This is a genomic window from Streptomyces sp. NPDC060028 (assembly GCF_042736725.1).
Classification (GTDB): Bacteria; Actinomycetota; Actinomycetes; order Streptomycetales; family Streptomycetaceae; genus Streptomyces.
The window spans coordinates 1-19,469 of sequence record NZ_JBHWVJ010000119.1 but is presented as its reverse complement, the minus strand read 5'-3'; the positions used below and the strand labels follow the sequence as shown (position 1 = coordinate 19,469).

22 protein-coding genes are annotated in these 19,469 nt (G+C 72.3%); 13 read left to right on the top strand and 9 right to left on the bottom strand.

Annotation, left to right across the window (positions count from 1 at the left end):
• The first annotated feature begins 315 nt into the window (after positions 1 to 315).
• Both ACFWBF_RS34505 and ACFWBF_RS34500 read left to right on the top strand, forming a co-directional pair.
• The gene (locus tag ACFWBF_RS34505) at positions 316 to 600 is read left to right on the top strand and encodes a hypothetical protein (RefSeq protein ID WP_385608722.1); all 285 of its coding nucleotides are present in this window, start codon (positions 316 to 318) and stop codon (positions 598 to 600) included.
• Entirely contained in the window at positions 582 to 995 is a 414-nt protein-coding gene (locus tag ACFWBF_RS34500; protein WP_385608720.1) for a DNA-binding protein, read from the top strand. Before ACFWBF_RS34505 ends, ACFWBF_RS34500 begins: the two co-directional genes overlap by 19 nt.
• Before the next feature lie 512 nt (positions 996 to 1,507).
• Here the strand turns inward: ACFWBF_RS34500 and ACFWBF_RS34495 are convergent.
• Complete coding sequence (locus ACFWBF_RS34495) at positions 1,508 to 2,746, bottom strand: acetyl-CoA acetyltransferase (RefSeq protein ID WP_385608718.1); 1,239 nt, start codon at positions 2,744 to 2,746, stop codon at positions 1,508 to 1,510.
• 159 nt (positions 2,747 to 2,905) lie between these two features.
• Here ACFWBF_RS34495 and ACFWBF_RS34490 point away from each other — a divergent pair, with 159 nt between their 5' ends.
• Together ACFWBF_RS34490 and ACFWBF_RS34485 are read left to right on the top strand one after the other, a co-directional pair.
• Complete coding sequence (locus tag ACFWBF_RS34490) at positions 2,906 to 4,132, top strand: acyl-CoA dehydrogenase family protein (protein WP_385608716.1); 1,227 nt, start codon at positions 2,906 to 2,908, stop codon at positions 4,130 to 4,132.
• Complete coding sequence (locus ACFWBF_RS34485) at positions 4,132 to 4,605, top strand: nitroreductase family deazaflavin-dependent oxidoreductase (RefSeq protein WP_385608714.1); 474 nt, start codon at positions 4,132 to 4,134, stop codon at positions 4,603 to 4,605. Before ACFWBF_RS34490 ends, ACFWBF_RS34485 begins: the two co-directional genes overlap by 1 nt.
• Positions 4,606 to 4,708: 103 nt before the next feature.
• On the opposite strand, the gene ACFWBF_RS34480 is transcribed toward ACFWBF_RS34485, so the two are convergent.
• Positions 4,709 to 5,356: a TetR family transcriptional regulator gene (locus ACFWBF_RS34480; protein ID WP_385225365.1), complete on the bottom strand. Its 648-nt coding sequence runs from the start codon at positions 5,354 to 5,356 to the stop codon at positions 4,709 to 4,711.
• 269 nt (positions 5,357 to 5,625) lie between these two features.
• Between ACFWBF_RS34480 and ACFWBF_RS34475 the strand changes: the two genes are divergently transcribed.
• Positions 5,626 to 6,420 carry a VOC family protein gene (locus ACFWBF_RS34475; protein ID WP_385608712.1) on the top strand — a complete coding sequence of 265 codons (795 nt, stop codon included), beginning with the start codon at positions 5,626 to 5,628 and terminating at the stop codon, positions 6,418 to 6,420.
• A gap of 308 nt (positions 6,421 to 6,728) precedes the next feature.
• Complete coding sequence (locus tag ACFWBF_RS34470) at positions 6,729 to 9,161, top strand: PQQ-binding-like beta-propeller repeat protein (protein WP_385608724.1); 2,433 nt, start codon at positions 6,729 to 6,731, stop codon at positions 9,159 to 9,161.
• A 61-nt stretch (positions 9,162 to 9,222) separates the two neighbouring features.
• On the opposite strand, the gene ACFWBF_RS34465 is transcribed toward ACFWBF_RS34470, so the two are convergent.
• Positions 9,223 to 9,495, bottom strand: coding sequence for a hypothetical protein (locus tag ACFWBF_RS34465; RefSeq protein ID WP_385608710.1), 273 nt, complete (start codon positions 9,493 to 9,495; stop codon positions 9,223 to 9,225).
• 158 nt (positions 9,496 to 9,653) lie between these two features.
• Between ACFWBF_RS34465 and ACFWBF_RS34460 the strand changes: the two genes are divergently transcribed.
• Positions 9,654 to 10,148: a peptidylprolyl isomerase gene (locus ACFWBF_RS34460; protein WP_385608708.1), complete on the top strand. Its 495-nt coding sequence runs from the start codon at positions 9,654 to 9,656 to the stop codon at positions 10,146 to 10,148.
• Positions 10,149 to 10,225: 77 nt separating this feature from the next.
• Here ACFWBF_RS34460 and ACFWBF_RS34455 read toward each other — a convergent pair whose 3' ends face one another.
• Positions 10,226 to 11,056 carry a class I SAM-dependent methyltransferase gene (locus ACFWBF_RS34455; RefSeq protein WP_385608706.1) on the bottom strand — a complete coding sequence of 277 codons (831 nt, stop codon included), beginning with the start codon at positions 11,054 to 11,056 and terminating at the stop codon, positions 10,226 to 10,228.
• A 96-nt stretch (positions 11,057 to 11,152) separates the two neighbouring features.
• Between ACFWBF_RS34455 and ACFWBF_RS34450 the strand changes: the two genes are divergently transcribed.
• The 5 genes from ACFWBF_RS34450 to ACFWBF_RS34430 all read left to right on the top strand — a co-directional run bounded on the left by ACFWBF_RS34450 (position 11,153) and on the right by ACFWBF_RS34430 (position 13,676).
• Entirely contained in the window at positions 11,153 to 11,881 is a 729-nt protein-coding gene (locus ACFWBF_RS34450) for a GntR family transcriptional regulator (RefSeq protein ID WP_385608704.1), read from the top strand.
• A gap of 100 nt (positions 11,882 to 11,981) precedes the next feature.
• Positions 11,982 to 12,410, top strand: a complete 429-nt coding sequence (locus ACFWBF_RS34445; RefSeq protein ID WP_385608702.1) for an ATP-binding protein — start codon at positions 11,982 to 11,984, stop codon at positions 12,408 to 12,410.
• Positions 12,407 to 12,643, top strand: a complete 237-nt coding sequence (locus ACFWBF_RS34440) for a hypothetical protein (protein WP_385608700.1) — start codon at positions 12,407 to 12,409, stop codon at positions 12,641 to 12,643. Before ACFWBF_RS34445 ends, ACFWBF_RS34440 begins: the two co-directional genes overlap by 4 nt.
• Before the next feature lie 349 nt (positions 12,644 to 12,992).
• Complete coding sequence (locus ACFWBF_RS34435; protein WP_385608698.1) at positions 12,993 to 13,160, top strand: hypothetical protein; 168 nt, start codon at positions 12,993 to 12,995, stop codon at positions 13,158 to 13,160.
• Positions 13,161 to 13,199: 39 nt separating this feature from the next.
• Complete coding sequence (locus ACFWBF_RS34430) at positions 13,200 to 13,676, top strand: hypothetical protein (protein WP_385608696.1); 477 nt, start codon at positions 13,200 to 13,202, stop codon at positions 13,674 to 13,676.
• A 48-nt stretch (positions 13,677 to 13,724) separates the two neighbouring features.
• Here ACFWBF_RS34430 and ACFWBF_RS34425 read toward each other — a convergent pair whose 3' ends face one another.
• The 3 genes from ACFWBF_RS34425 to ACFWBF_RS34415 are packed head-to-tail and all read right to left on the bottom strand — an operon-like array spanning position 13,725 to position 16,205.
• Positions 13,725 to 14,504 carry an enoyl-CoA hydratase/isomerase family protein gene (locus tag ACFWBF_RS34425; protein ID WP_385608694.1) on the bottom strand — a complete coding sequence of 260 codons (780 nt, stop codon included), beginning with the start codon at positions 14,502 to 14,504 and terminating at the stop codon, positions 13,725 to 13,727.
• Positions 14,501 to 15,043 carry a Zn-ribbon domain-containing OB-fold protein gene (locus tag ACFWBF_RS34420; protein WP_385608692.1) on the bottom strand — a complete coding sequence of 181 codons (543 nt, stop codon included), beginning with the start codon at positions 15,041 to 15,043 and terminating at the stop codon, positions 14,501 to 14,503. The genes ACFWBF_RS34425 and ACFWBF_RS34420 overlap by 4 nt, the downstream gene beginning before the upstream one ends.
• Positions 15,044 to 15,053: 10 nt before the next feature.
• Positions 15,054 to 16,205: a lipid-transfer protein gene (locus ACFWBF_RS34415; RefSeq protein ID WP_385608690.1), complete on the bottom strand. Its 1,152-nt coding sequence runs from the start codon at positions 16,203 to 16,205 to the stop codon at positions 15,054 to 15,056.
• A gap of 103 nt (positions 16,206 to 16,308) precedes the next feature.
• Between ACFWBF_RS34415 and ACFWBF_RS34410 the strand changes: the two genes are divergently transcribed.
• Positions 16,309 to 18,015 carry a FadD3 family acyl-CoA ligase gene (locus ACFWBF_RS34410; protein WP_385608688.1) on the top strand — a complete coding sequence of 569 codons (1,707 nt, stop codon included), beginning with the start codon at positions 16,309 to 16,311 and terminating at the stop codon, positions 18,013 to 18,015.
• Here the strand turns inward: ACFWBF_RS34410 and ACFWBF_RS34405 are convergent.
• Together ACFWBF_RS34405 and ACFWBF_RS34400 are read right to left on the bottom strand one after the other, a co-directional pair.
• Complete coding sequence (locus tag ACFWBF_RS34405; RefSeq protein WP_385608686.1) at positions 17,990 to 18,769, bottom strand: class I SAM-dependent methyltransferase; 780 nt, start codon at positions 18,767 to 18,769, stop codon at positions 17,990 to 17,992. The two genes, ACFWBF_RS34410 and ACFWBF_RS34405, sit on opposite strands and share 26 nt — an antisense overlap.
• Before the next feature lie 210 nt (positions 18,770 to 18,979).
• The gene (locus ACFWBF_RS34400) at positions 18,980 to 19,168 is read right to left on the bottom strand and encodes a hypothetical protein (RefSeq protein WP_385608684.1); all 189 of its coding nucleotides are present in this window, start codon (positions 19,166 to 19,168) and stop codon (positions 18,980 to 18,982) included.
• Positions 19,169 to 19,469 lie beyond the last annotated feature (301 nt).

Genomic DNA, 19,469 nt, shown 5'->3' with positions numbered 1-19,469 from the left:
CCGCCACGGAAACACGAAGACTGTCGGGAAACCCCCAAAAGGACGGGCCGGGAGCGGACTTCTCACTTTCCCGCACTCCTTTGCGGGACGGGAGGAGGCCCCGGCGAAAGGCGGCCCCAACCTGCCCCGCACGGTGGCTTGATGACCGCGTCGGGGGGTCAGGCGCAGCAGACCGCCAGGCGCTCCACTTACTCAGCGACTGCAGGCCGTCCGTGGCCGGACACAAGCCGCCCACACTCACTTCATGCGTCTCGCCGACCGCGACCGACGGCCGTCCATCCGCCCGGTTTCCTACATGTTTGATAAACTGGAAGGGTGTCTGAGACGACGTACGGCATCGGTGAGGGACCGGCGGCGAGGGTGAGTCTCTCCTTGCCCGAGGGGACCGCCGAGGCGATCCGCGCCCGTGTGGGCAAGCGGGAGTTTTCCGCATTCGTCACCGCAGCAGTCGAGCGTGAGCTGCGGGGGCAGATCTTGGACGAGTACCTGGCCGACTACGAACAGAGGCGCGGCCCTCTCGCCGCCGAGTCCCGGCAAGCGGCCCGGCAGGTCTTCGACGAAGTCTTCGCGGAAGGCGACGAATGGCCCGCCGCAAGCTGACGCGTGAAGGCACGCTGCTTCTCGACAGTGAAGGTCTGTCGAAGCTGCTGAACGACGAAGAGCCTGTGGTGGCTCTCGTCGCAGAAGCTCGTAGCCGTGGCATGGAAGTCGTGATGTGCGCACTCACGATCATTGAGGCGGTGCACGCACGTACCGACAAAGCCCGTTTGAACTGGGTTCTTTCCGGTGTGCGCGTGATTTCCGTGGGTGACGAGGAAGCGCGAGCCGCATCAGCCCTCCTGATGGCGGCGGGCTTGCACGGCCACAAGTTCGCCATCGATGCGGCTGTGGCTGAAGCCGCATTGCGGCAGCGCCGCCCTGTCGTTCTGCTGACGTCGGATGTGGACGACATGGCGAAACTCTGCGGCGGTCACGTGCACATCGTCGGAGTCTGACGTCGGCGGACATCACAGACGCCTCAGGCGGCTGTCCACCCCATGACGGCCGTCGGTCGCGGTCGGTGAGGAGGGTGTCGGGAGTGTGGGCGGCTTATGTCCGGCCACGGGCGGCCTGCAGCCGCTGAGCAAGTGGGACGCGTAACGGTCTGACGCGCCTGCCCTCCCCCGGCCGGATCATTTGGCCACCGTTCGGGGCGGGTTGGGGTGGTGGTCTTTCGTCGAGGCGGCCCTCCGTCCCGCAAGGGGGTACGGGGAGGAGGTCGGATCGGTCCGGTCCCCGGCCACGTCCTTTTGGGGGTTTCCCGACAGTCTTCGTGTTTCCGTGGCGGGTCGGTCTGTCAAGGGTGGCCGAAGGCCATCGCGTAGCGACGCGACCGTAGGGAGCGCCCTTGACAGGCCGGGCCGACGCGGAGAGACGATGAGACTGACGGGAAACTCCCAAACCCTGTCAACGCCCCCGTTCAAGCCCGGTCAGGCCCGTTCTACCCCGTTCTACCCCGGTACCCCCCTCACCCCCGCCCCAGCACCACCGTCCCCGACGAGCAGAACCAGCCGCCCGTGCCCGACGCGACCGCCAGTTCTGGGAGGGTGCCGTCGCGTCTGTGGACCTGGCCCGGGCCGGATTCGCCGCGGAGTTGGCGGACCGCCTCGACCAGGAGGAAGAGGCCGCGCATGCCCGGGTGGCAGGCCGAGAGGCCGCCGCCGTCGGTGTTGACCGGGAGTTCCCCGTCCCGCAGCAGGCGGCCCTTCTCCACGAAGGCCCCGCCCTCGCCCTTCGCGCAGAAGCCGAGGTCCTCCAGGGTGACCAGGGTCATGTACGTGAAGGCGTCGTAGATCTGCGCGAGGTCCACGTCCGCCGGGCTCACGCCCGCCCGTTCGAAGGCCAGGCGGCCCGAGACCGCGGCCGGGGACACCGTGAAGTCCTCCCACTCGGACATGGTGGTGTGGGAGGCCGACGTGCCCGTGCCCAGGACCCAGACGGGCGCCTTCGCCGTGTCCGGTACGTAGTCCTCCGCGGCCAGCAGCACCGCGCAGCCGCCGTCGGAGCGGATGCAGCAGTGCAGCTTCGTGAACGGGTCCGCGATCATGTCGCCCGACAGGACCTCGTCCACCGTGATCGGGTCGCGGAACATCGCGTCCGGGTTGGTGGCGGCGTTCGCCCGTGCCTGTACGGCCACCGACGCGAGCTGCTCCAGGGTCGTCCCGTACTCGTGCATGTGGCGCCGCGCGGCCATCGCGTACTTGGACACCAGCGTGTGCCCGTACGGGACCTCGAACTGCAGCGGTCCCCGCGCGCCGAAGGACAGGTTCGAGGTGCGCCGGCGGGCCTTGATGTCCGCCCGGGCGGTGGATCCGTAGACCAGCAGTACGGCGTTGGCGTGCCCGGCGGCGATGGCGTCCGCCGCGTGTGCGGCCATGACCTCCCAGGTGGCGCCGCCGACCGAGGTGGAGTCGACCCAGGTGGGCCGCAGTCCGAGGTACTCGGCCACCTCGATCGGGGCGAGGATGCCGAGGCCGGCCGAGGCGAAGCCGTCGATGACCGAGCGGTCGAGGCCCGAGTCGGCCAGGGCGCGCCGGGCGGCCTGTGCGTGCAGGGCGTACGGGGTGGGGCCGTCCACCCGGCCGCAGTCCGAGAGGGCGACGCCGACGACCGCGACCCTGCGGCGGCGGCCGCCCGTGCCCGCGGCGGCGGAGGAGGAGGTGGCGGGAGAGGGCCCGGAGAGGGGTCCGGGTGTGGGTCCAGGCATGGCCCGACGGTACATCTGACGGCCTGTCAGTTTCTAGTCCGCCGGAGGCGGCGCGCGACACGCCGCCCGTGCTCCCGCACTCACCCTCCCCGCCCCCTGTGCATCTGCCGCCGCCCGCCCTAACATGACGGCCCGTCAGATACGGGGAGGAGCCCGACGATGGACGCCGCCTTCACCGCGGAGCAGGACGAGATGCGCCGCACCCTGCGCGAGATCCTGGGCAAACGCTGCGGACCGGACGAGGTCAAGGCCGCCGTCCGCACCGCCGCCGGACACGACCGCGAGCTGTGGCAGCAGCTCGCGCAGCAGCTCGGCCTGCCGGGCATCGCCATCGCGGAGGAGTACGGAGGCGTCGGCTGCGCCCCCGCCGATCTGGTCCTGGCCTGCGAGGAGACCGGGCGCGCGCTGCTCCCCTCGCCCCTGCTGGCCACCGCCGCGCTCGGGGTGCCGCTGATCACCGCCCTCGGCACCGAGGACCAGCGCTCCACCCTGCTCCCGCCCCTCGCGGCCGGCGACCTCACGGCCGCCCTCGCCGTCCCGGGCCCGGCGCTCGCCACCGCCCTCGCGCTGACCGGCGACAACGCCCCCGGCGACTGGGCGGGCGGCGGCCGCGCAGGCGGCGTCCAGGCCCGTGCCGGGGAGGACGGCGGCTGGCGGCTGTACGGGGAGAGCGCCCAGGTGCTCGACGGGCACAGTGCCTCGCTGCTCCTGGTCGCCGCGCACACGGGCGGCTTCGCGCGCAGCCGCACGCTGCTGTTCCTCGTACGGGAGGGCGCGCCCGGCCTCGTACGGTCACGGCAGGCGACCCTGGACGAGACCCGGCCGCAGGCCCGCGTGCAACTGCGCGACGTACCGGCGGAGCTGCTGGGCGACGCGGAGGCCGACGTGCTCGGCGCCCTCGCCGCCACCGGGCGCACCGCCGCCGCCGTGCTCGCGGCCGAGGCGGTCGGCGCGGCCGGGCAGGCGCTGGCCCGCACCGTGGAGTACGTCCGCCAGCGCGAGCAGTTCGGCCGGGCCATCGGTTCCTTCCAGGCGGTCAAGCACCGGCTCGCCGACCTGTACGTACAGGTGCAGGCGGCCCGCTCCGCCGCCTATTACGCGGCGTGGGACCCGCAACAGGGCGGCCTCGCCCTGGCCCAGGCGCTGGAGGCCCTGCGGACCACCGCCGGAGAGGCGATCCAGCTGCACGGCGGCATCGGCTTCACCTGGGAGCACGACGCGCACCTCTACTTCAAGCGGGCGGCGGCCGACGAGCTGCTCTTCGGCCCCGTGCACCGGCTGCGGGCGCACGCGGCCCAGCGCGCCGGCCTCTTCACCCCTACATCCCCTACATCCACATCCCCCACATCCGGCACATCCGATACATCCGAGAGGGTGGCCGTCTGATGGCTCCCGGCGTCAAGCTGATGCAGAAGGTCTCCTCGACCATGCTGTTCGCCAAGATCGCACCGCACTTCATCCCCGCCATGGACAAGGCGGTGCACAAGCTGACCCGCGGCAAGGTCATCCTCAGCGCCCAGATGCTCCCCGGCGTGATCCTCACCGCCAAGGGCGCCAAGACCGGCGAGCCGCGCACCACCCCGCTCGCGTGCATGCCGGAGGAGGGCGGCGCGAGTTGGCTGCTGATCGGCTCCAACTTCGGCCGGCCCGGGCATCCGGCGTGGACCGGGAACCTGCTCAAGCACCCCGACGCGCAGGTGAGCTGGAAGGGGCAGGACATCGCGGTACGGGCCCGCCTGCTGGCGGGCGAGGAGCGCGCGGTGGCGTGGCAGGCGGTGTTGAAGTTCTGGCCGCCGTACGCGACGTACCAGGCGCGCATCGAGCGCGAGATCCGGCTGTTCCGCCTGGAGCGGCGCTGATCGCGGCGGAACATCGGCAGGAAGCGTGAGGCAGCGGGCGGCGGCGGACCCCGGCAGGGGGGACCCCCGGCGGGGGCGGACCCCCGGCAGGTGGGGGCCGCCGCTACTTGGTCGGCTTCTTGCCCGTGATGCCGAGGTGGACGAGCAGCGCCAGGTTCGGCTTGAGCTCGGCCTGCTTGACGCCCCAGGTCTGGAAGCCCTTCTGGTGCGAGGCGACCGCGGCCAGCATCGCGACCAGCGAACCGGCCATCGCCGCCGGGCTGAGGTCCTTGTCGACCTTGCCCTTGGCCTGGAGTTCCTTCATCGACTCCGTGAGGGAGTTGGTGACGGAGTTCAGGATCTTCATGCGGATCTTGTAGAAGCGCTTGTCGCCCTCGGCCGCGCCGAGGTCGACGACCCGCAGGATCGCGTCGTTGCGCCGCCAGAAGTCCAGGAATCCCTCGACGAGTTCCTCCGCCGCCGCCCAGCCGGCCTTGCCGACCCAGGAACGGCCCTCGACGAGCGACGTCAACTGCGCGCCCTCGTTGGCCATTTCCTCGGCGATCTCCAGGACGGCGCCTTCGACGTCCGGGAAGTACTGGTAGAAGGTCGCGGGCGAGGTTCCGGCCTTGCGGGCGACGTCGATCACCTTGACGTCGCGGTACGGCGAGGAGCTGAGCATCTCGCTGAGGCAGTCGAGCAACTTCTGCCGCGTCGCCTGACCGCGCCGGCCGGCAACGCGGCCGTCGACGGTGCGTACTTGTCCTGTCATGCCGTCAGCTTACCGAGGGGTGATCGGGGCGCGATTCGGCCGCCTGCAAATGGGGTTACGGGGCGCCTGGCCTGGGCTTGGAGCGGTCACGTGGCGTCGGGCGGATCCATTTCGGCCGTGTGGGCGCCCCAGGGCGCGCCGCACCCCTTGCGGGCGGTATCCCCCGAATAGTCTTATCAACAGGCTGTGGACAAGTTTTCGGTCGGATCATGGCTGGGGGAGGATGGCGGGAGGGGGCACACCCCCGCATAACGGAAGGAAACGGGCTCATGGCCGCATTCGCGGAAGGCGCACCCTGCTGGGTGGATGCCTCGCTTCCCGACGTCGAGGCGGGCAAGCGCTTCTACGGTGAGCTCTTCGGGTGGACTTTCGCCGACAGCGCCGGACCCGAGTACGGCCACTACACCCAGGCCTACAGCCGCGGCCGCAACGTCGCCGCGCTCGCCCCCAAGCCCGACGGCCGGATGCCCACCGTATGGGGGATCTACCTCTACACCTCCGACGCCTACGCCTGCGCCCAGCGCATCCGCGCCGCCGGCGGCCAGATGGTGATGGACCCCATGCCCGTGGGCCCGTACGGGGCTGCCGCGATGGCCGCCGACCCCGGCGGGGCCGTCTTCGGGCTGTGGCAGCCCGGCACCCACCACGGCTTCGACGCCCAGCGGGAGCCGTACACCTACTGCTGGACCGAGGTCTACACACGGGCCCGCGACGCGGTGGACGTGTTCTACGCCAAGGTCTTCGGCTACGTCCCGCAGGACCAGGACGACGCCGGAGTGGAGTACCGCGTCTGGTCCCCGCCGGGCAGCGCGCCCGGACCGGGCAGCGCCGTCATGGGCCGCAGCCTGATCACCGACGCCTTTCCCGACGTCATGCCCGCGCACTTCCTGGCGTACTTCGCCGTACCGGACTGCGACCAGTCCGTGGCGATGGTCCAGCGGCTGGGCGGGCGGGTCACCGCCGATCCCTTCGACACCCCCCACGGGCGGATCGCGGTCGTCGCGGACAATCAGGGGGCGGTCTTCGGACTCCTGTCGGAGCCGCGTACGAAGCCGCAGGCGTAGCCGGGCCCGATCGGAGCCGCACCCGGGCCCGCTCGGCCCGCTCCGGGCCCGTTCCAGGCCCGGTTCCGGGCCCAGTCGGGGCCGGACCGGGCGCGGGCCTGACAGAATCGGGTTTGCACGACCCCGGGCGGGGCCCGGAGTGTGACGCTGCACCGGCCGACCGCCGTGTGCCGCCGCGTGCCGGCCTGTGTCGGCGCGTGTGCTGTGGCGCGTGTGCTGGTGGCGCGCGCTGGTGGCGCGTGCCGGTGGCGCGTGCTGTGAAGGAAGCGGACCCGGCGAAGGGCCCGTACGGGGAGGTGTGGAGGCGAGTGGTGGAGCAGCTGACGCAGCACGACCCGAGACGGATCGGCCCCTTCGAGGTGCTGGGACGGCTCGGCGCCGGCGGCATGGGGCTGGTCTATCTCGCACGGTCGGCGTCCGGACGCCGAGTCGCGATCAAGACGGTGCGCACCGAGCTCGCCGAGGACCAGTTGTTCCGCGTGCGCTTCACCCGCGAGGTGGAGGCGGCGCGCGCCGTGTCCGGCTTCTACACCGCGGCCGTCGTCGACGCCGACCCGCGCGCCGCCGTACCGTGGCTGGCGACCGCGTACGTGCCGGCGCCCTCCCTGGAGGAGATCGTCAACGAGTGCGGGCCCATGCCCGCCCAGGCCGTACGGTGGCTCGCCGCGGGCATCGCCGAGGCGCTGCAGTCCATCCACGGGGCGGGCCTGGTCCACCGCGACCTGAAGCCGTCCAACGTGCTCGTCGTCGAGGACGGCCCGCGCGTGATCGACTTCGGCATCGCGAGCGGGGTCTCCAACACCCGTCTGACCATGACGAACGTCGCCGTCGGCACGCCCGCGTACATGTCGCCCGAGCAGGCGAAGGACTCGCGCAGCGTCAAGGGCGCCAGCGACGTCTTCTCGCTCGGCTCCACGCTGGTCTTCGCCGCGACCGGGCATCCGCCGTACCACGGGGCGAACCCGGTGGAGACGGTGTTCATGCTGCTGCGCGAGGGGCCCAACCTGGAGGGGCTCCCGGACGAGCTGCGGCCGCTGATCGACTCCTGCATGCAGATGGACGCCACCCGGCGCCCGACCCCCGCCGACCTGCAGGCGCAGCTCGCCCCGCATCTGTTCGACGGCGGCGACGACAGCGGCACCGCCTCGGCGTGGCTGCCCACGTCGGCCGTCGCGATGATCGAGACCCGGCGGGCGGGGCAGCGCACCCCGGCCGCGCCGGTCCCGGTGCCGGCCCCCGAGCCGCTGTCCGAGCCCCTGTCCGACCCCGTCTCGGGTCCCGCCACGCACCGTCGGCAGCGCGGCGGCGCCGACCCGTGGCTCGACCCGCGTACCGGCCAGGCCGTTCCGCAGCGCCCCGAGCGGCCGCCGCTGACACCCGCGCCGTCGGGCGAGCCCGTACGGCTGGGCGGCTCCCCGGTGCCGATCGGGCCGGGGCCGCGCGCGAGTGCCTCGGCTCCGGCCGCGCACGCGGCGGCCGCGGATTCGGCGACCGGCTGGGTGCGCCCGCCGGGCGGGTCTTCGGCGGTGGTGGCGGCCGCTTCGTCGGTGGCGTCTTCGGTGGCGTCTTCGGTGGTGGCGATCCCGAACCCCGGGCCGGCCCCGGACAGCGGGCGCTGGCGCCCGTGGCGCTTCCGGATGTCCAACGAGGTCTGGGGGACCCCGACGGTCGCGGGAGACATGCTCTACGTCACCTCCTTCGAGGTGCACGCCCTGGACGTGGCGAGCGGCCGGCGCCAGTTCAAGACCCGGGACGTCGCCTGGTCCATGGCCGTCGCGGGCGGCCGGATCCACGCCTCCGACGGGCCCTCCCTCTACGCGCTCGACGCCACCGACGGCTCCGAGCGGTGGCGGCTGTCCACCGACGCCTGGGTGTACGCCCTGCGCGCCGACCGGGGCACCGTCGTCACGGCCACGCGCGGGGGCGGCGTACAGGGCTGGGAGGCTTCGAACGGCCAGAAGCTGTGGGAGCTGACCGGCGCCCAGACGGACTTCGAGAGCGCCGAGGGAGCCCCCGTCCTGGCGGACGGCACCGTGTACGTGTGGCAGGACGCGCGGCTGCGCGCCCTGGACGCCCGCAGCGGCCGCGAGTCCTGGTCGTACCCCGTCGGCGACGCGGCCTCCTGCGGCAACGTCCCCGTACGGGTCACCCCGGCCCCGGACGGCAACGTCTACGTCGCGGCCGGGACCCGTGTCCTGTCCGTGGACCGGGCCTCGGGCCGGGTTCGCTGGCACTTCGAGGCCCCGGCCGTGTTCCTGGCGCCCCCGGCCTTCGCCCCGGGCGCGGCGGTCACGGGCGGCGGGGTCTACCTCGCGGACTACCTCGGCACCGTCTACGCCCTGGACGCGGCCACCGGCAAGGACCGCTGGCGCATCACGACCGAGCCGCGCCCGTCCGCGGACCCGGTGCTGGTCGCGAACGGCAGCGTCCACCTGGGCGCGGGCAGCGCCCTGTACACGCTCGACGCGGTCACCGGCACCCCGAAGTGGCGCTTCGCCGCGGGCGGGGAGATCACCGGCCCGCCGGCGGTCGCGGACGGCCGCGTCCACTTCGGCTCGGCCGACCACTGCCTGTACACCCTGGACGCGGCGGGCGGCCAGCTCCGCTGGAAGCTGGCCACGGGCGGCGAGATCACCGGCGCCCCGGTGGCCGAGGCGGGCGTGGTCTACGCATGCAGCAAGGACCGCTGCGTCTACGCCCTGGACGCCGCCAAGGGCACGGGCACCCGTACGTCCGGCTGACCCGCCCGGGGCAAACGTAAAGCCCCCGCCCGGACCACAGGCGGGGGCGGCAGCGCCGGGATCAGCCCTCCCCGGCGAAGAGCTTCTCGGCCTCGGACACGGTGAAGGCGAGGTCGATCCACCGCCCGAGGGTGTCGAGGTCGCCGCAGGCGACGACGCGCTCCCGGAACTCGGGGAGGACGGGGATCCCGCGGTTGTCGAGAACACGCAGCACGAGCTGCGCGCGCTCCTCGGCCTTGCCCTCGGTCCTGCCCTCGTTCCTGCCCTTGGCTTCGCCTTCCAGGTACGTCTCCTCGATGAGCGTGCCACGGCCGGGGAAGGAAGTACGCGGCATCAGGTGCCTCCAGATGTCTCTCGCCAGGCTGTTGCACGTTGGCATACGCCGCAGGTATATGCCGGACGGCTCACTCGATTGAGCTGTCGGCGGGGTTCGGCGCCTTGCCGGGGGCCCTCCGGGTCGCGGGTCGCACCGGGAGTGACAGGATGGGTCCCATGAGCAACGTCTACTTCGACATCAGCATCAACGGCGAGGCCGCCGGCCGCATCGAGTTCAAGCTCTTCGACGACGTCGTCCCGAAGACCGCCCAGAACTTCCGTGAGCTCGCCACCGGCGTGCACGGCTTCGGCTACGCGGGCTCGCCGTTCCACCGCGTCATCCCGCAGTTCATGCTGCAGGGTGGCGACTTCACCAACCAGAACGGCACCGGCGGCAAGAGCATCTACGGCGAGAAGTTCGCCGACGAGAACTTCCAGCTGAAGCACGACCGCCCGTTCCTGCTGTCGATGGCGAACGCCGGCCGCAACACCAACGGCTCGCAGTTCTTCATCACCACCGTCTCCACCCCGTGGCTGGACGGCAAGCACGTCGTCTTCGGCGAGGTCGTCTCGGGTTCGGACCTGGTCACCAAGATCGAGGGTCTGGGCTCCCAGTCCGGCACCACCCGCGCCAAGATCGAGATCGCGTCCTCGGGCGTCGTCGAGGCCTGATCCCCCACCGCCAGCCCGGCCGGCCGGCCCCGCCCCCACCAGGGGGCCGGGGCCGCCGCCATGTCCGGGCCAGGCGGCTACGGGATCGGGACTCCCGACACCGTGGCCACCGCGAGCATGTGGGAACTCGCGGCGAGCAGGTCGGGGTGGGGCTCTGCCAGGCGTGCCGCGGTCAGCGCCGCGTCGAACATCCTCGAGTCGGTCAGGCTTTCGCCGGTGTGCTGTTCGGTCGCCTTCAGCGCAGACCACACCGGGCCCTCGATGCCGTACACGCGGGGGGCGTCCAGGCCGGCCTCCGACATCTCCGCCGCCAGGCTCTCACCGGTGTGGAAGTACGCGCTGGTGAACCCCTTGCGGCCCGGTTCGTGGATTCCGCTGACGAGGATGTCGGCGACGGCGTCGCGCACCCGGTCGACAGTGAGCATGGTGGTGGCGACATGCTCGAAGAGGGAGGCGTACCGGCCGATGGCGGCGGCCGCGACGATACCGCCGGGGCGGACCACGCGCGCTGCCTCGCGGAGGGCCTGCATGCGGTCGCCGCGTTCGATCAGGTGGTACAGCGGGCCGAGAACGAGCGCGACGTCGTACGAGTCGTCGTCGGCGGTCAGGGCACGGGCGTCGCCGAGGACGCAGTGCAATCCGGCAGCGGTCGCTTCCTCGACATGGCGCGGTACCGGGTCGATCAGGTCGACGTCGTACCCGTCTTTGGTGAGCCAGCGGGCGTGGGCGCCGGGGCCCGCGCCGATGTCGATGATCCGGGCGGGCGTGGCCGGGAGGTGGCGCCGCAGGAGTTCCTGGGTGCGGATCATCTCCAGCACCCCGTCCGCGCTGGTGCTCAGGCGGTCGGATTCGTTGATCGTCTCGCTGTAGAAAGCGATGATCTCTGGGCCTACGGAGTGTGTGGGCATGGTTGCGATTCTGGGTGCTGGCCGCACGTGGCGGTAGCCCCTAGCCTGACCGGTCAACCGGCCGGCCCGTCGCCCGAAGGAACTGAAGGAACGCACATGCCGTTGCTGAAGTACGAACAGATCGCGGAGAGCTTGCGGCGGCGGGTTGCCGACGGCGAGTTCGGCCCCGGAGACCTTCTGCCGTCCAGTCGCGACCTGTGCGAGCAATGGGCGGTCTCACGGGCGACCGCCATCAAGGCCATGGAGGTGCTGCGGGCCGACGGTCTGGTGGTTCCCCACCAGGGGCGCGGATTCGCCGTGACCCAGGCTCCGGTTGCGCGACCGGCCGGTGGCCGGGGCCCGGGAACCAGCCGGGTTCAGGGAGGCGCTGCGTACCGACGGCTCGGCGCGCCGGAAATGCTGGTGCCTCCGTCCCACATCGCCGAAGCTCTCGGCCTGGCGGCAGGCAGGCGGGCCCTCCATCGGGCCCGGCTCGTCCTCACGGAAGAGGGAGGGCCGCTTTCGCACGTCGTCGCCTGGTTTCCGCCGGAGGTCGCGGACATCTGCCCGCGCCTGCACCAGAACGGGCCGATCCCCGAGGGCACCACGCACTACGTGCGCCGCGCCACGGGGCGACTGCCGGTGCGCGGCACGGACACCACATCGGTACGCCTGGCAGTGAGCGCGGAGGCCGAACTCCTTCAGGTGAAACGTCCTTGTGCGGTCGCGGTGGTCCTGCACGCCGCGTACGACGAGGCGGGAGTGGCTCTGGTCTGCGAAGAAGGCGTAACACCTGAGGGCCTGTGGGAGCGCACGGACAACTACGTGATGCACTCAGGGGGTTGACTGGACCGGTCCACCGGTCCAGTCTCGTCGATGAATGCAATACCCCCGCGACCGCGCCAACGGTCCGGGGGCGTGGCCAACGCTTCGAAGGAGCGTCAGCGTGGAGCATTTTATCGGCCTGCCGGTAGATCAAGTCGAAGTGGTACGGCGATGGCGGAGGGAGGCCCGTTGCGTGCCGCTCGCACGGGCGGAGTTGCGTAAGACCCTGGCGGACTGGGGGCTTTCCGATCTGGAGCACGACGGGCTGCTGGTGGTGTCCGAGCTGGTCGGCAACGCGGTGCGGCATGCCGTCGTCCCCAGGGACCGGGAGATCGAGACCCGGTACGTGAGGCTGCCCGACGGGGTCCGGATCGAGGTGCACGACGCGTGCGCCCTTCGGCCGGAGGCGGGCGTGCCCGAGGTCGATGCCGATGGCGGGCGCGGATTGTTCCTGGTGGCGGCGGTCGCGGACCGGTGGGCCGTGGGTGAGCGGGTCGGGCCCGGCAAACGGGTCTGGGCCGAGCTCTCCGTGAAAGGGGTCCGGGCATGACGGGGAGGGTGGTGAACCCGTCGGACTGGCTGCTCTCCAGCGACCGCACCGGCAGTGGGCCGGTGTACGAAACCGAATGCACGTCGTGCCTCGACGGCTCCGGCCCGGCGGACGACGCAGACACCCCGGCCGTGTGGTCCCTGCGCCACGCCTGCAGTACTGGGCACAGCGGCTACCGCCGCACGGTGACGGACTTCCAGCGCGCGACCGAGTGCCCGGGGCGCGCGGACTAAGCCTGTCCGGTCGGCGGCGGCGGTTGTTCCGGTGCGGGGGTGCGAGTGCGGGGGCGGGGGCGGCCGCGCACGGCGGCCGACGCGAGGAGCAGCCGACCGAGAGGCCGCCCGCGGCCTGGCTCTGCCGGACCATCCACAGCACCGGCGCGACCTGAGCACGATCACCACCAGCGCCAGCAGGGCGGCGAAGAGGAACGGCAGCAGGAGCGAGGTGATCCCGGCGGCGGAGAAGAGGTCCTGGACGCGGTAGTCGCGTCCGTGACGGCCGTCGTACCAGGCACGGAAGGGGCTCCAGACGGCGGCCGCCGCTCCGATGAGACCCATCAGCGAGCCGAGTACGTTACGGATCATGCCCGGCCCCTCCGGGGTAGGGGTCTCGATCCCGACGCTACGCCCGGGCCCCACCCGCCGCACGCCGGAGGCCGGCTCCACCCGGGCGCAGGGCCCCCTCCGTCGCCGCCCCGCTCGTGGTGCCGTACGGGACCTCGTCGCCCGCTGCGCCGTCGGCGGCGGCTGATAGCGTGACCCGCCGTTGCCCAGGGGGAGGGATTCGGCCATGGCGGCTGCACGGCGGATCAGGTTCACGGCGGTGCTCGTGGGCGTGGTGCTCGCGCTGACGGGGTTCTCGTCGCACGGCGGGAGCAGCGGAAAGAGCAAGAGCAAGAGCAGCAGCGGTGGCGGCGGCTGCTCCAGCTCCAAGAGCAGGCGCACCACCCACACGAACAACACCACCACCAACACCACCACCGGCGGGAGCACCGGCACCAAGTCCAAGGACCCCGCCCGCGCCACGGTCGTCACCTGCGCCGGACCGGGCCGGCCGCAGGCCGTCATCCAGGTGACCTCGCTCGTGGACACCGAGCGCACCGTCGACGTACCGCTGAACTTCGCGGGCGCGAGCGGCGCCAACCTCGACAGCACCTCGGTCCGGGTCACCCTCAAGGGCCGCGAGGCCAAGACGGTCACCGTCCCGATGGCGCACGCGGACAAGGCCGCCGAGATCCAGCGCTGCGAGATCGGCCGCATCAGCTGACGACGCGGGCCGCGCGGGATGCACGCGTACGCCCCCTCACCGTCACCGTCACCGCACCCGCGGCTCCACGGCAGCCTCCCGCCGGCCCGCGAACAGCTCCGCCTGCTGCTCCGCAGGCAGGTTCCCCAGCGCGATCAGCGCCGGGGCCTGCGCCAGCGCCTGCTGGAGCGCGGCCTGTTTGGCCGACCACAGCGCCCGTACGGTCCCCTGCACGGACTCCGTCGGGAAACCGGCCAGGGTCTGCGCCGCCCGCAGGGCCGCCGGGAGCAGTTCCCCGGGCGCGGCCAGCTCCGAGACCAGGCCGATCTCGTACGCCCGCTGCGCGGAGAGCCGTTCCGCCGTGCCCATCAGGGACATCCGGGCGGCCTCGCCGAAGGGCATCCGCTGCGCCATGTAGACCGCCTCGTACGCGCTGACCATGCCGTACGTCGTGTGCGGGTCGAAGTACGTCGCGGACGAGGAGGAGACGATGAACTCCGACTCGCCCAGCAGGTAGAAGGCCCCGCCGCACGCCATGCCGTTGACCGCGGCGATCACCGGCTTCCACAGGTCGCACGCCTTGGGGCCGATGGCGATCAGCGGGTCGTCCGCCGAGTACGGGGAGGCCGGCTGCGGTACGTCCACGCCGCGGTCGATGCCCGTACAGAAGGCGGCGCTCCCGGCGCCCGTGAGCACCACCGCCCGTACGTCCTCCGCGTGGCGCAGCTCCCGCCACACCTCGCCCAGTGCGGCCGCCGTCGCCAGGTCGATCGCGTTGTGCCTGCGCTCCCGGTCCAGGGTGACGACCGCGACCCCGGTCGCCTTGTCCCGCTCCACCCGCAGCGTCACGACTTCTCCGGAACCCAGCGCGGCACGGCCATCCCGCCCGTCTCGGTGAAGACCACCTGGACCCGCGCGCCGATGCGCAGCCGGGCCGGGTCCATCGAGTCGAGCGGGGCGTCCGCCGAGGTGACGAGGTTGCCGGCGAGGCGGATGTGCGGGGCGTCGGCGAGCTCGACGAGGACGACGTTGTACGGGGCCTGCGCGGCGTACGCGGGCAGCAGCGGCGGGTGCGGCCGGACGTAGGACCAGATGCGGCCGCGGCCGCTCATCGGGCGCCATTCGGAGTCGAAGGACTGGCAGTGCGGGCAGCAGGGGCGCGGCGGGAAGCGGAGTCTGCCGCAGGCGGAGCAGGCCTGGACGCGCAGTTCGCCCCGGGCGGCGTACTCCCAGAAGGGGGCGCCGTCCTCGTCGGGGACGGGCAGCAGCAGGCCGTCGGCGCCGGCCGTGGCCCCGGCCCCGGCCGTGGCAGTGCCAGTGGCAGTGTCAGTGCCAGCGGCGCCGCCGGTTTCGGCCGTCGCAGCGGTGTCAGCGGTGTCAGCGGTCATCTTCGGCTCCTCAGGCTCGCAGCAGGATCGCGGACGTCGGGACACCCTCGCCCGCCGTCACCAGGCAGGTCGCGGCGTCCGGCACCTGGGCGGTGGAGATGCCGCGCAGCTGCTTGACGCCCTCGTTGATCAGGTTGAAGCCGTGCACGTAGGCCTCGCTGAGCCCGCCGCCGCCGGTGTTGATGGGCAGCCGGCCGCCGATCTCCAGGGCCCCGCCCTCGGTGAAGGCGGCGCCCTCGCCGCGCCCGCAGAAGCCGTAGCCCTCCAGGGACAGCGGGATCAGGGGGGTGAAGGCGTCGTAGATCTGGGCCACGTCCACGTCCTGCGGTCCGAAGTCGGCCTGTTTCCACAGGTGTCGGGCGGCGGTCCAGGCGGGGCCCGACAGCGGGTCGTCGTTCCAGTAGTTGACCATGCCGTGGTGCTGGGCGGGCAGGCCCTGGGCGACGGAGTGGACGTAGACGGGCTTCTGCTGGCAGTCGCGGGCCCGCTCGGCGCTCACGATCACGCAGGCGAGCGCGCCGTCCGTCTCCAGGCAGTTGTCGAACAGGCAGAGGGGGTCGCTGATCATGCGGGAGGTCATGTACATCTCGCGGGTCAGCGGGCGGTCGTACATCATCGCGGCCGGGTTCTCGTTGGCCCGGTTGCGACAAGCCATCGCGACGTTGAAGAGGTGGTCGCGGGTGGCTCCGTACTCGTGCATGTAGCGGCGGGCCAGCATGCCGATCTCGTCCGCGGGCCGCAGCAGTCCGAAGGGTCGGGTCCACTGGCCGGGGGTGGGCAGCTGGACGGCGGTGTTCTTCCACGGGCGCGGGCCGGAGCCGCGCTTGCGCGAGCGCCAGGCGACGCCGACGGTGGCCTGGCCGGTGGCGACGGCGGCCGCGAGGTGGCCGACGGTCGCGCAGGAACCGCCGCCGCCGTAGCCGATCTTGGAGAAGAAGGTGACGTCGCCGGCGCCGATGGCCTTGGCGACCTCGACCTCGTCGGTCTCCTCCATCGTGTAGGAGGAGAAGGCGTCGACCTCCGACGGCGCTATGCCGGCGTCGGCGAGCGCCGCCAGAATGGCCCGGCAGGCCAATTCCTTCTCGGACTGCGGCAGTTGTTTGGCAAAGGCGGTCTGCCCGATGCCGACTATCGCCGTAGCGTCCTTGAGCGTTGCCGCCATCGCCACCTCCGGGGGGTGCACCAGTACTGACAGCCGCGAAGGCTACAGCTAATCTGACGGATAGTCAGCTACCGGTGTCGCAGGGAGCGGGGAGGGGCGAGCGATGGACGAGGGCAAGGGCAACGGCGAGGGCAAGCACGGGGGCAGGCGCGAGGGCGAAGGCGGCCGTGAGGACGAGCGCGAAGGCGGCCGTGAGGACGAGCGCGAGGACGTACGGGGCGATCTGCGCTGGGGCAGCATCGGCACACTGGTGCGCGCGGCCGCCGAGCAGTACGCCGACCACGAAGCCGTCGTGGACGGACGCGTCCGCATCAGCTACGCGCAGCTCGGCGAGCGCGTCGGCCGCGCCGCGGCAGCCTGCATCGCCGCCGGGGTCGAGCCGGGCGACCGGGTCGCCGTCTGGGCGCCCAATACCCTGGAGTGGATCGTCTCCGCGCTCGGAGCGGTCTCGGCGGGCGCCGTACTCGTCCCCCTCAACACGCGTTTCAAGGGCGCCGAAGCCGCATACGTCCTCCAGCGCAGCCGCGCCAAGCTGCTGTTCGTCACCGGCACCTTCCTCGGCACCTCCTACGTCGCCTCCCTGCGCCGCGCCGCGGCCGACGGCCACGGCTCCGGCCCGCTGCCCGGCCTGGAGTACCTGGAGCAGGTCGTCGTCCTCGCCGAGGACGCCCCCGAGTCCTTCCGCACCTGGAAGGACTTCCTGGCCGGCGGCGACACCGTCACGCCCGAGGCGGTCCGCGAGCGCACCGAGGCGATACGGCCCGAGGCCCCCTCCGACATCATCTTCACCTCCGGCACCACCGGCAGCCCCAAGGGCGCCGTCATCACCCACGCCCAGTCCCTGCGCTGCTATGACGTGTGGAGCGAGCTCGCCGGACTGCGCGAGGGCGACCGCTACCTGATCGTGAACCCCTTCTTCCACACCTTCGGCTACAAGGCCGGGATCATCGCCTGCCTGATGCGCGGGGCCACGATGATCCCCCAGCCCGTCTTCAACATCGACACCGTCCTCGCCAACGTCGCCGCCGAACGGATCTCCGTACTCCCCGGCCCGCCCACGCTCCACCAGTCCCTGCTCGACCACCCCCAGCGCGACCACCACGACCTCACCGCCCTGCGCCTGGTCGTCACCGGAGCGGCCGTGGTGCCGCTGCGGCTCGTCGAGCGGCTCCGCGGCGAACTGCGCATCGCCACCGTCCTGACCGCCTACGGGCTCTCCGAGGCCGGCGGCATCGTCACCATGTGCCGCCGCGGCGACCCGGCGCAGACCATCGCCTCCACCTCGGGCCGGCCCATCCCCGGCACCGAGGTACGCATCGCGGGCCCCGGCGGGGCCGCCCTGCCCGCCGGGGAAGCCGGCGAGGTGTGGGTGCGCGGCCACAACGTCATGCAGGGCTACTTCGAGGAGCCCGCCGAGACCGCCGAGGCCATCACCGCGGAGGGCTGGCTGCGCACCGGCGACGTCGGGGTCCTCGACGCCGCGGGAAACCTGCGCATCACCGACCGGATCAAGGACATGTTCATCGTCGGGGGCTTCAACGCCTACCCCGCCGAGATCGAGCAACTCCTCGGCCTGCACCCCGACATCGCCGATGTCGCCGTCGTCGGCGTCCCCGACCCGCGCCTCGGCGAGGTCGGCAAGGCCTACGCGGTACGGCGCCCCGGCTCGCTGCTCACCGCCGACGACCTGATCGCGTGGTCGCGGCGGGAGATGGCCAACTACAAGGTGCCGCGCGAGGTGGAGTTCGTCGCCGAACTGCCCCGCAACGCGGGCGGCAAGGTCCTCAAACGCGAACTGCGCTCCCGCTAGCGGCGCCGGCGGCGGTCACACCGCCGTCCGCCGCCCGCCGGGCCAGTACGAGCCGCCACCGCGGCAGCCCGTCGGGACGGCGCCCGAAGTGCTCCAGCGGGACCGTTTCCACCGTGAAGCCGGCCGCCCGCAGGTCCGCGCGGACGCCGCCCAGCGGGAAGGTCCGGTAGTACATGACGAACGGCGGCCGCCACACGGCATTGCGCACCCGCATCGCCGCGTCGAAGCCCGCCGTCACCCACCAGGCCGGGTGCCGCGGCGGGATCGGCGCGCCGATCGGGAACGCGAAGACCCCGCCCGGCCGCAGGGCGTGGTGCACCCCGGCGAAGACGGCGGGCCGCTCGGCCGGCAGGAAGTGCCCGAAGGCCCCGAAGCTCACCGCCAGGTCGTACGAGCCGCCGAGCGCGGGCGGCAGTGCCCGCGCGTCCGCCCGTACGAAGTCCACGCGCTCGTCCGCGTGCGCCCGCCCGGCCTCGGCCAGCATCCCCGCGCTCAGGTCCACCCCGGTGACCGGGCCCCGGCACAGCCGGCGGAGCATCCCGATGCCCGCGCCGGTTCCGCAGCACAGGTCCAGCCCGGAACCGAAGGAGCCCTCGTACTGCGCGAGGGTCTCCTCGACCGCGTCGAGCATCCGGTCCGGGGTGCGGAAGGGGGTGCGGTCGAACTTGGGCGCCAGCAGGTCGTAGCCCCGCTCGATCGAGGACAGGGCCTGGACGGCCAGTTCGCGGAGGGTCGGCCCCTGTGAGGTGAACACGGTCCCAGCGTAGCTTTCCGGGACCGACCGGGACCGGGACCGCGACCGAGACCGCGAACGAGTCCGGGACCGGCGCCGGACATGGACATGCGGCGGCCGCGATGGCTCCCCCTCCGGGCCACCGCGACCGCCGTTCCCCCGTGTACCCCGTTGGCCCCCCGTTGGTCCCCCGTGACCCCCGGCCCCCCGTGGTACGTCTTGTGCCTCGCCTTACGGACGCGGAGTGGACGCGTGGTTGTCCAGCGTCACGATGTCCTCGTCCGAGGCGTGGTTGTCGAGCGGTTTGATCTCGATGCCCGACGCGTGATTGTCCAGCGGCTTGATTTCGACACCGGACGCGTGGTTGTCCAGCGGCTTGATGTCGCCGTCGTTCGGCAGGATGTTCTCGTTCGTCGTCATCGAATCTCCTGATGGATGGGTCGGGCCCGTTCGGCGATTCCCCCGCGGACCGCCGAACGGGTGGTCCTCCAGCCGACTCCCGCGCCCCCCGACGCGCCGAGTCGATGAACCCCATACTGCCGCGCGGCGATAAACGAACGATGAACGCCTCGTTCAGCTGCTCAGGCGGCGACCTCGGCAGCCAACAGGGCCTGGACTTCGCCCAGTTCGGACGAACCGAGCTGCGTGAAAACGACCTCCGCGTCCCGCCAGCACACCCGCGCCCGGTCCCGCTGGCCCAGACGCCGCAGCGCCTTGCCCA

What these genes read in the sequence shown, in the direction of transcription:
- ACFWBF_RS34500 (WP_385608720.1), top strand. Translation starts at nt 582, where the DNA reads ATGGCCCGCCGCAAGCTGACGCGTGAAGGCACGCTGCTTCTCGACAGT.
- ACFWBF_RS34495 (WP_385608718.1), bottom strand. Translation starts at nt 2,746, where the DNA reads ATGCCTGGACCCACACCCGGACCCCTCTCCGGGCCCTCTCCCGCCACC.
- ACFWBF_RS34490 (WP_385608716.1), top strand. Translation starts at nt 2,906, where the DNA reads ATGGACGCCGCCTTCACCGCGGAGCAGGACGAGATGCGCCGCACCCTG.
- ACFWBF_RS34485 (WP_385608714.1), top strand. Translation starts at nt 4,132, where the DNA reads ATGGCTCCCGGCGTCAAGCTGATGCAGAAGGTCTCCTCGACCATGCTG.
- ACFWBF_RS34480 (WP_385225365.1), bottom strand. Translation starts at nt 5,356, where the DNA reads ATGACAGGACAAGTACGCACCGTCGACGGCCGCGTTGCCGGCCGGCGC.
- ACFWBF_RS34475 (WP_385608712.1), top strand. Translation starts at nt 5,626, where the DNA reads ATGGCCGCATTCGCGGAAGGCGCACCCTGCTGGGTGGATGCCTCGCTT.
- ACFWBF_RS34465 (WP_385608710.1), bottom strand. Translation starts at nt 9,495, where the DNA reads ATGCCGCGTACTTCCTTCCCCGGCCGTGGCACGCTCATCGAGGAGACG.
- ACFWBF_RS34460 (WP_385608708.1), top strand. Translation starts at nt 9,654, where the DNA reads ATGAGCAACGTCTACTTCGACATCAGCATCAACGGCGAGGCCGCCGGC.
- ACFWBF_RS34455 (WP_385608706.1), bottom strand. Translation starts at nt 11,056, where the DNA reads ATGCCCACACACTCCGTAGGCCCAGAGATCATCGCTTTCTACAGCGAG.
- ACFWBF_RS34450 (WP_385608704.1), top strand. Translation starts at nt 11,153, where the DNA reads ATGCCGTTGCTGAAGTACGAACAGATCGCGGAGAGCTTGCGGCGGCGG.
- ACFWBF_RS34440 (WP_385608700.1), top strand. Translation starts at nt 12,407, where the DNA reads ATGACGGGGAGGGTGGTGAACCCGTCGGACTGGCTGCTCTCCAGCGAC.
- ACFWBF_RS34435 (WP_385608698.1), top strand. Translation starts at nt 12,993, where the DNA reads ATGCCCGGCCCCTCCGGGGTAGGGGTCTCGATCCCGACGCTACGCCCG.
- ACFWBF_RS34430 (WP_385608696.1), top strand. Translation starts at nt 13,200, where the DNA reads ATGGCGGCTGCACGGCGGATCAGGTTCACGGCGGTGCTCGTGGGCGTG.
- ACFWBF_RS34420 (WP_385608692.1), bottom strand. Translation starts at nt 15,043, where the DNA reads ATGACCGCTGACACCGCTGACACCGCTGCGACGGCCGAAACCGGCGGC.
- ACFWBF_RS34415 (WP_385608690.1), bottom strand. Translation starts at nt 16,205, where the DNA reads ATGGCGGCAACGCTCAAGGACGCTACGGCGATAGTCGGCATCGGGCAG.
- ACFWBF_RS34410 (WP_385608688.1), top strand. Translation starts at nt 16,309, where the DNA reads ATGGACGAGGGCAAGGGCAACGGCGAGGGCAAGCACGGGGGCAGGCGC.
- ACFWBF_RS34400 (WP_385608684.1), bottom strand. Translation starts at nt 19,168, where the DNA reads ATGACGACGAACGAGAACATCCTGCCGAACGACGGCGACATCAAGCCG.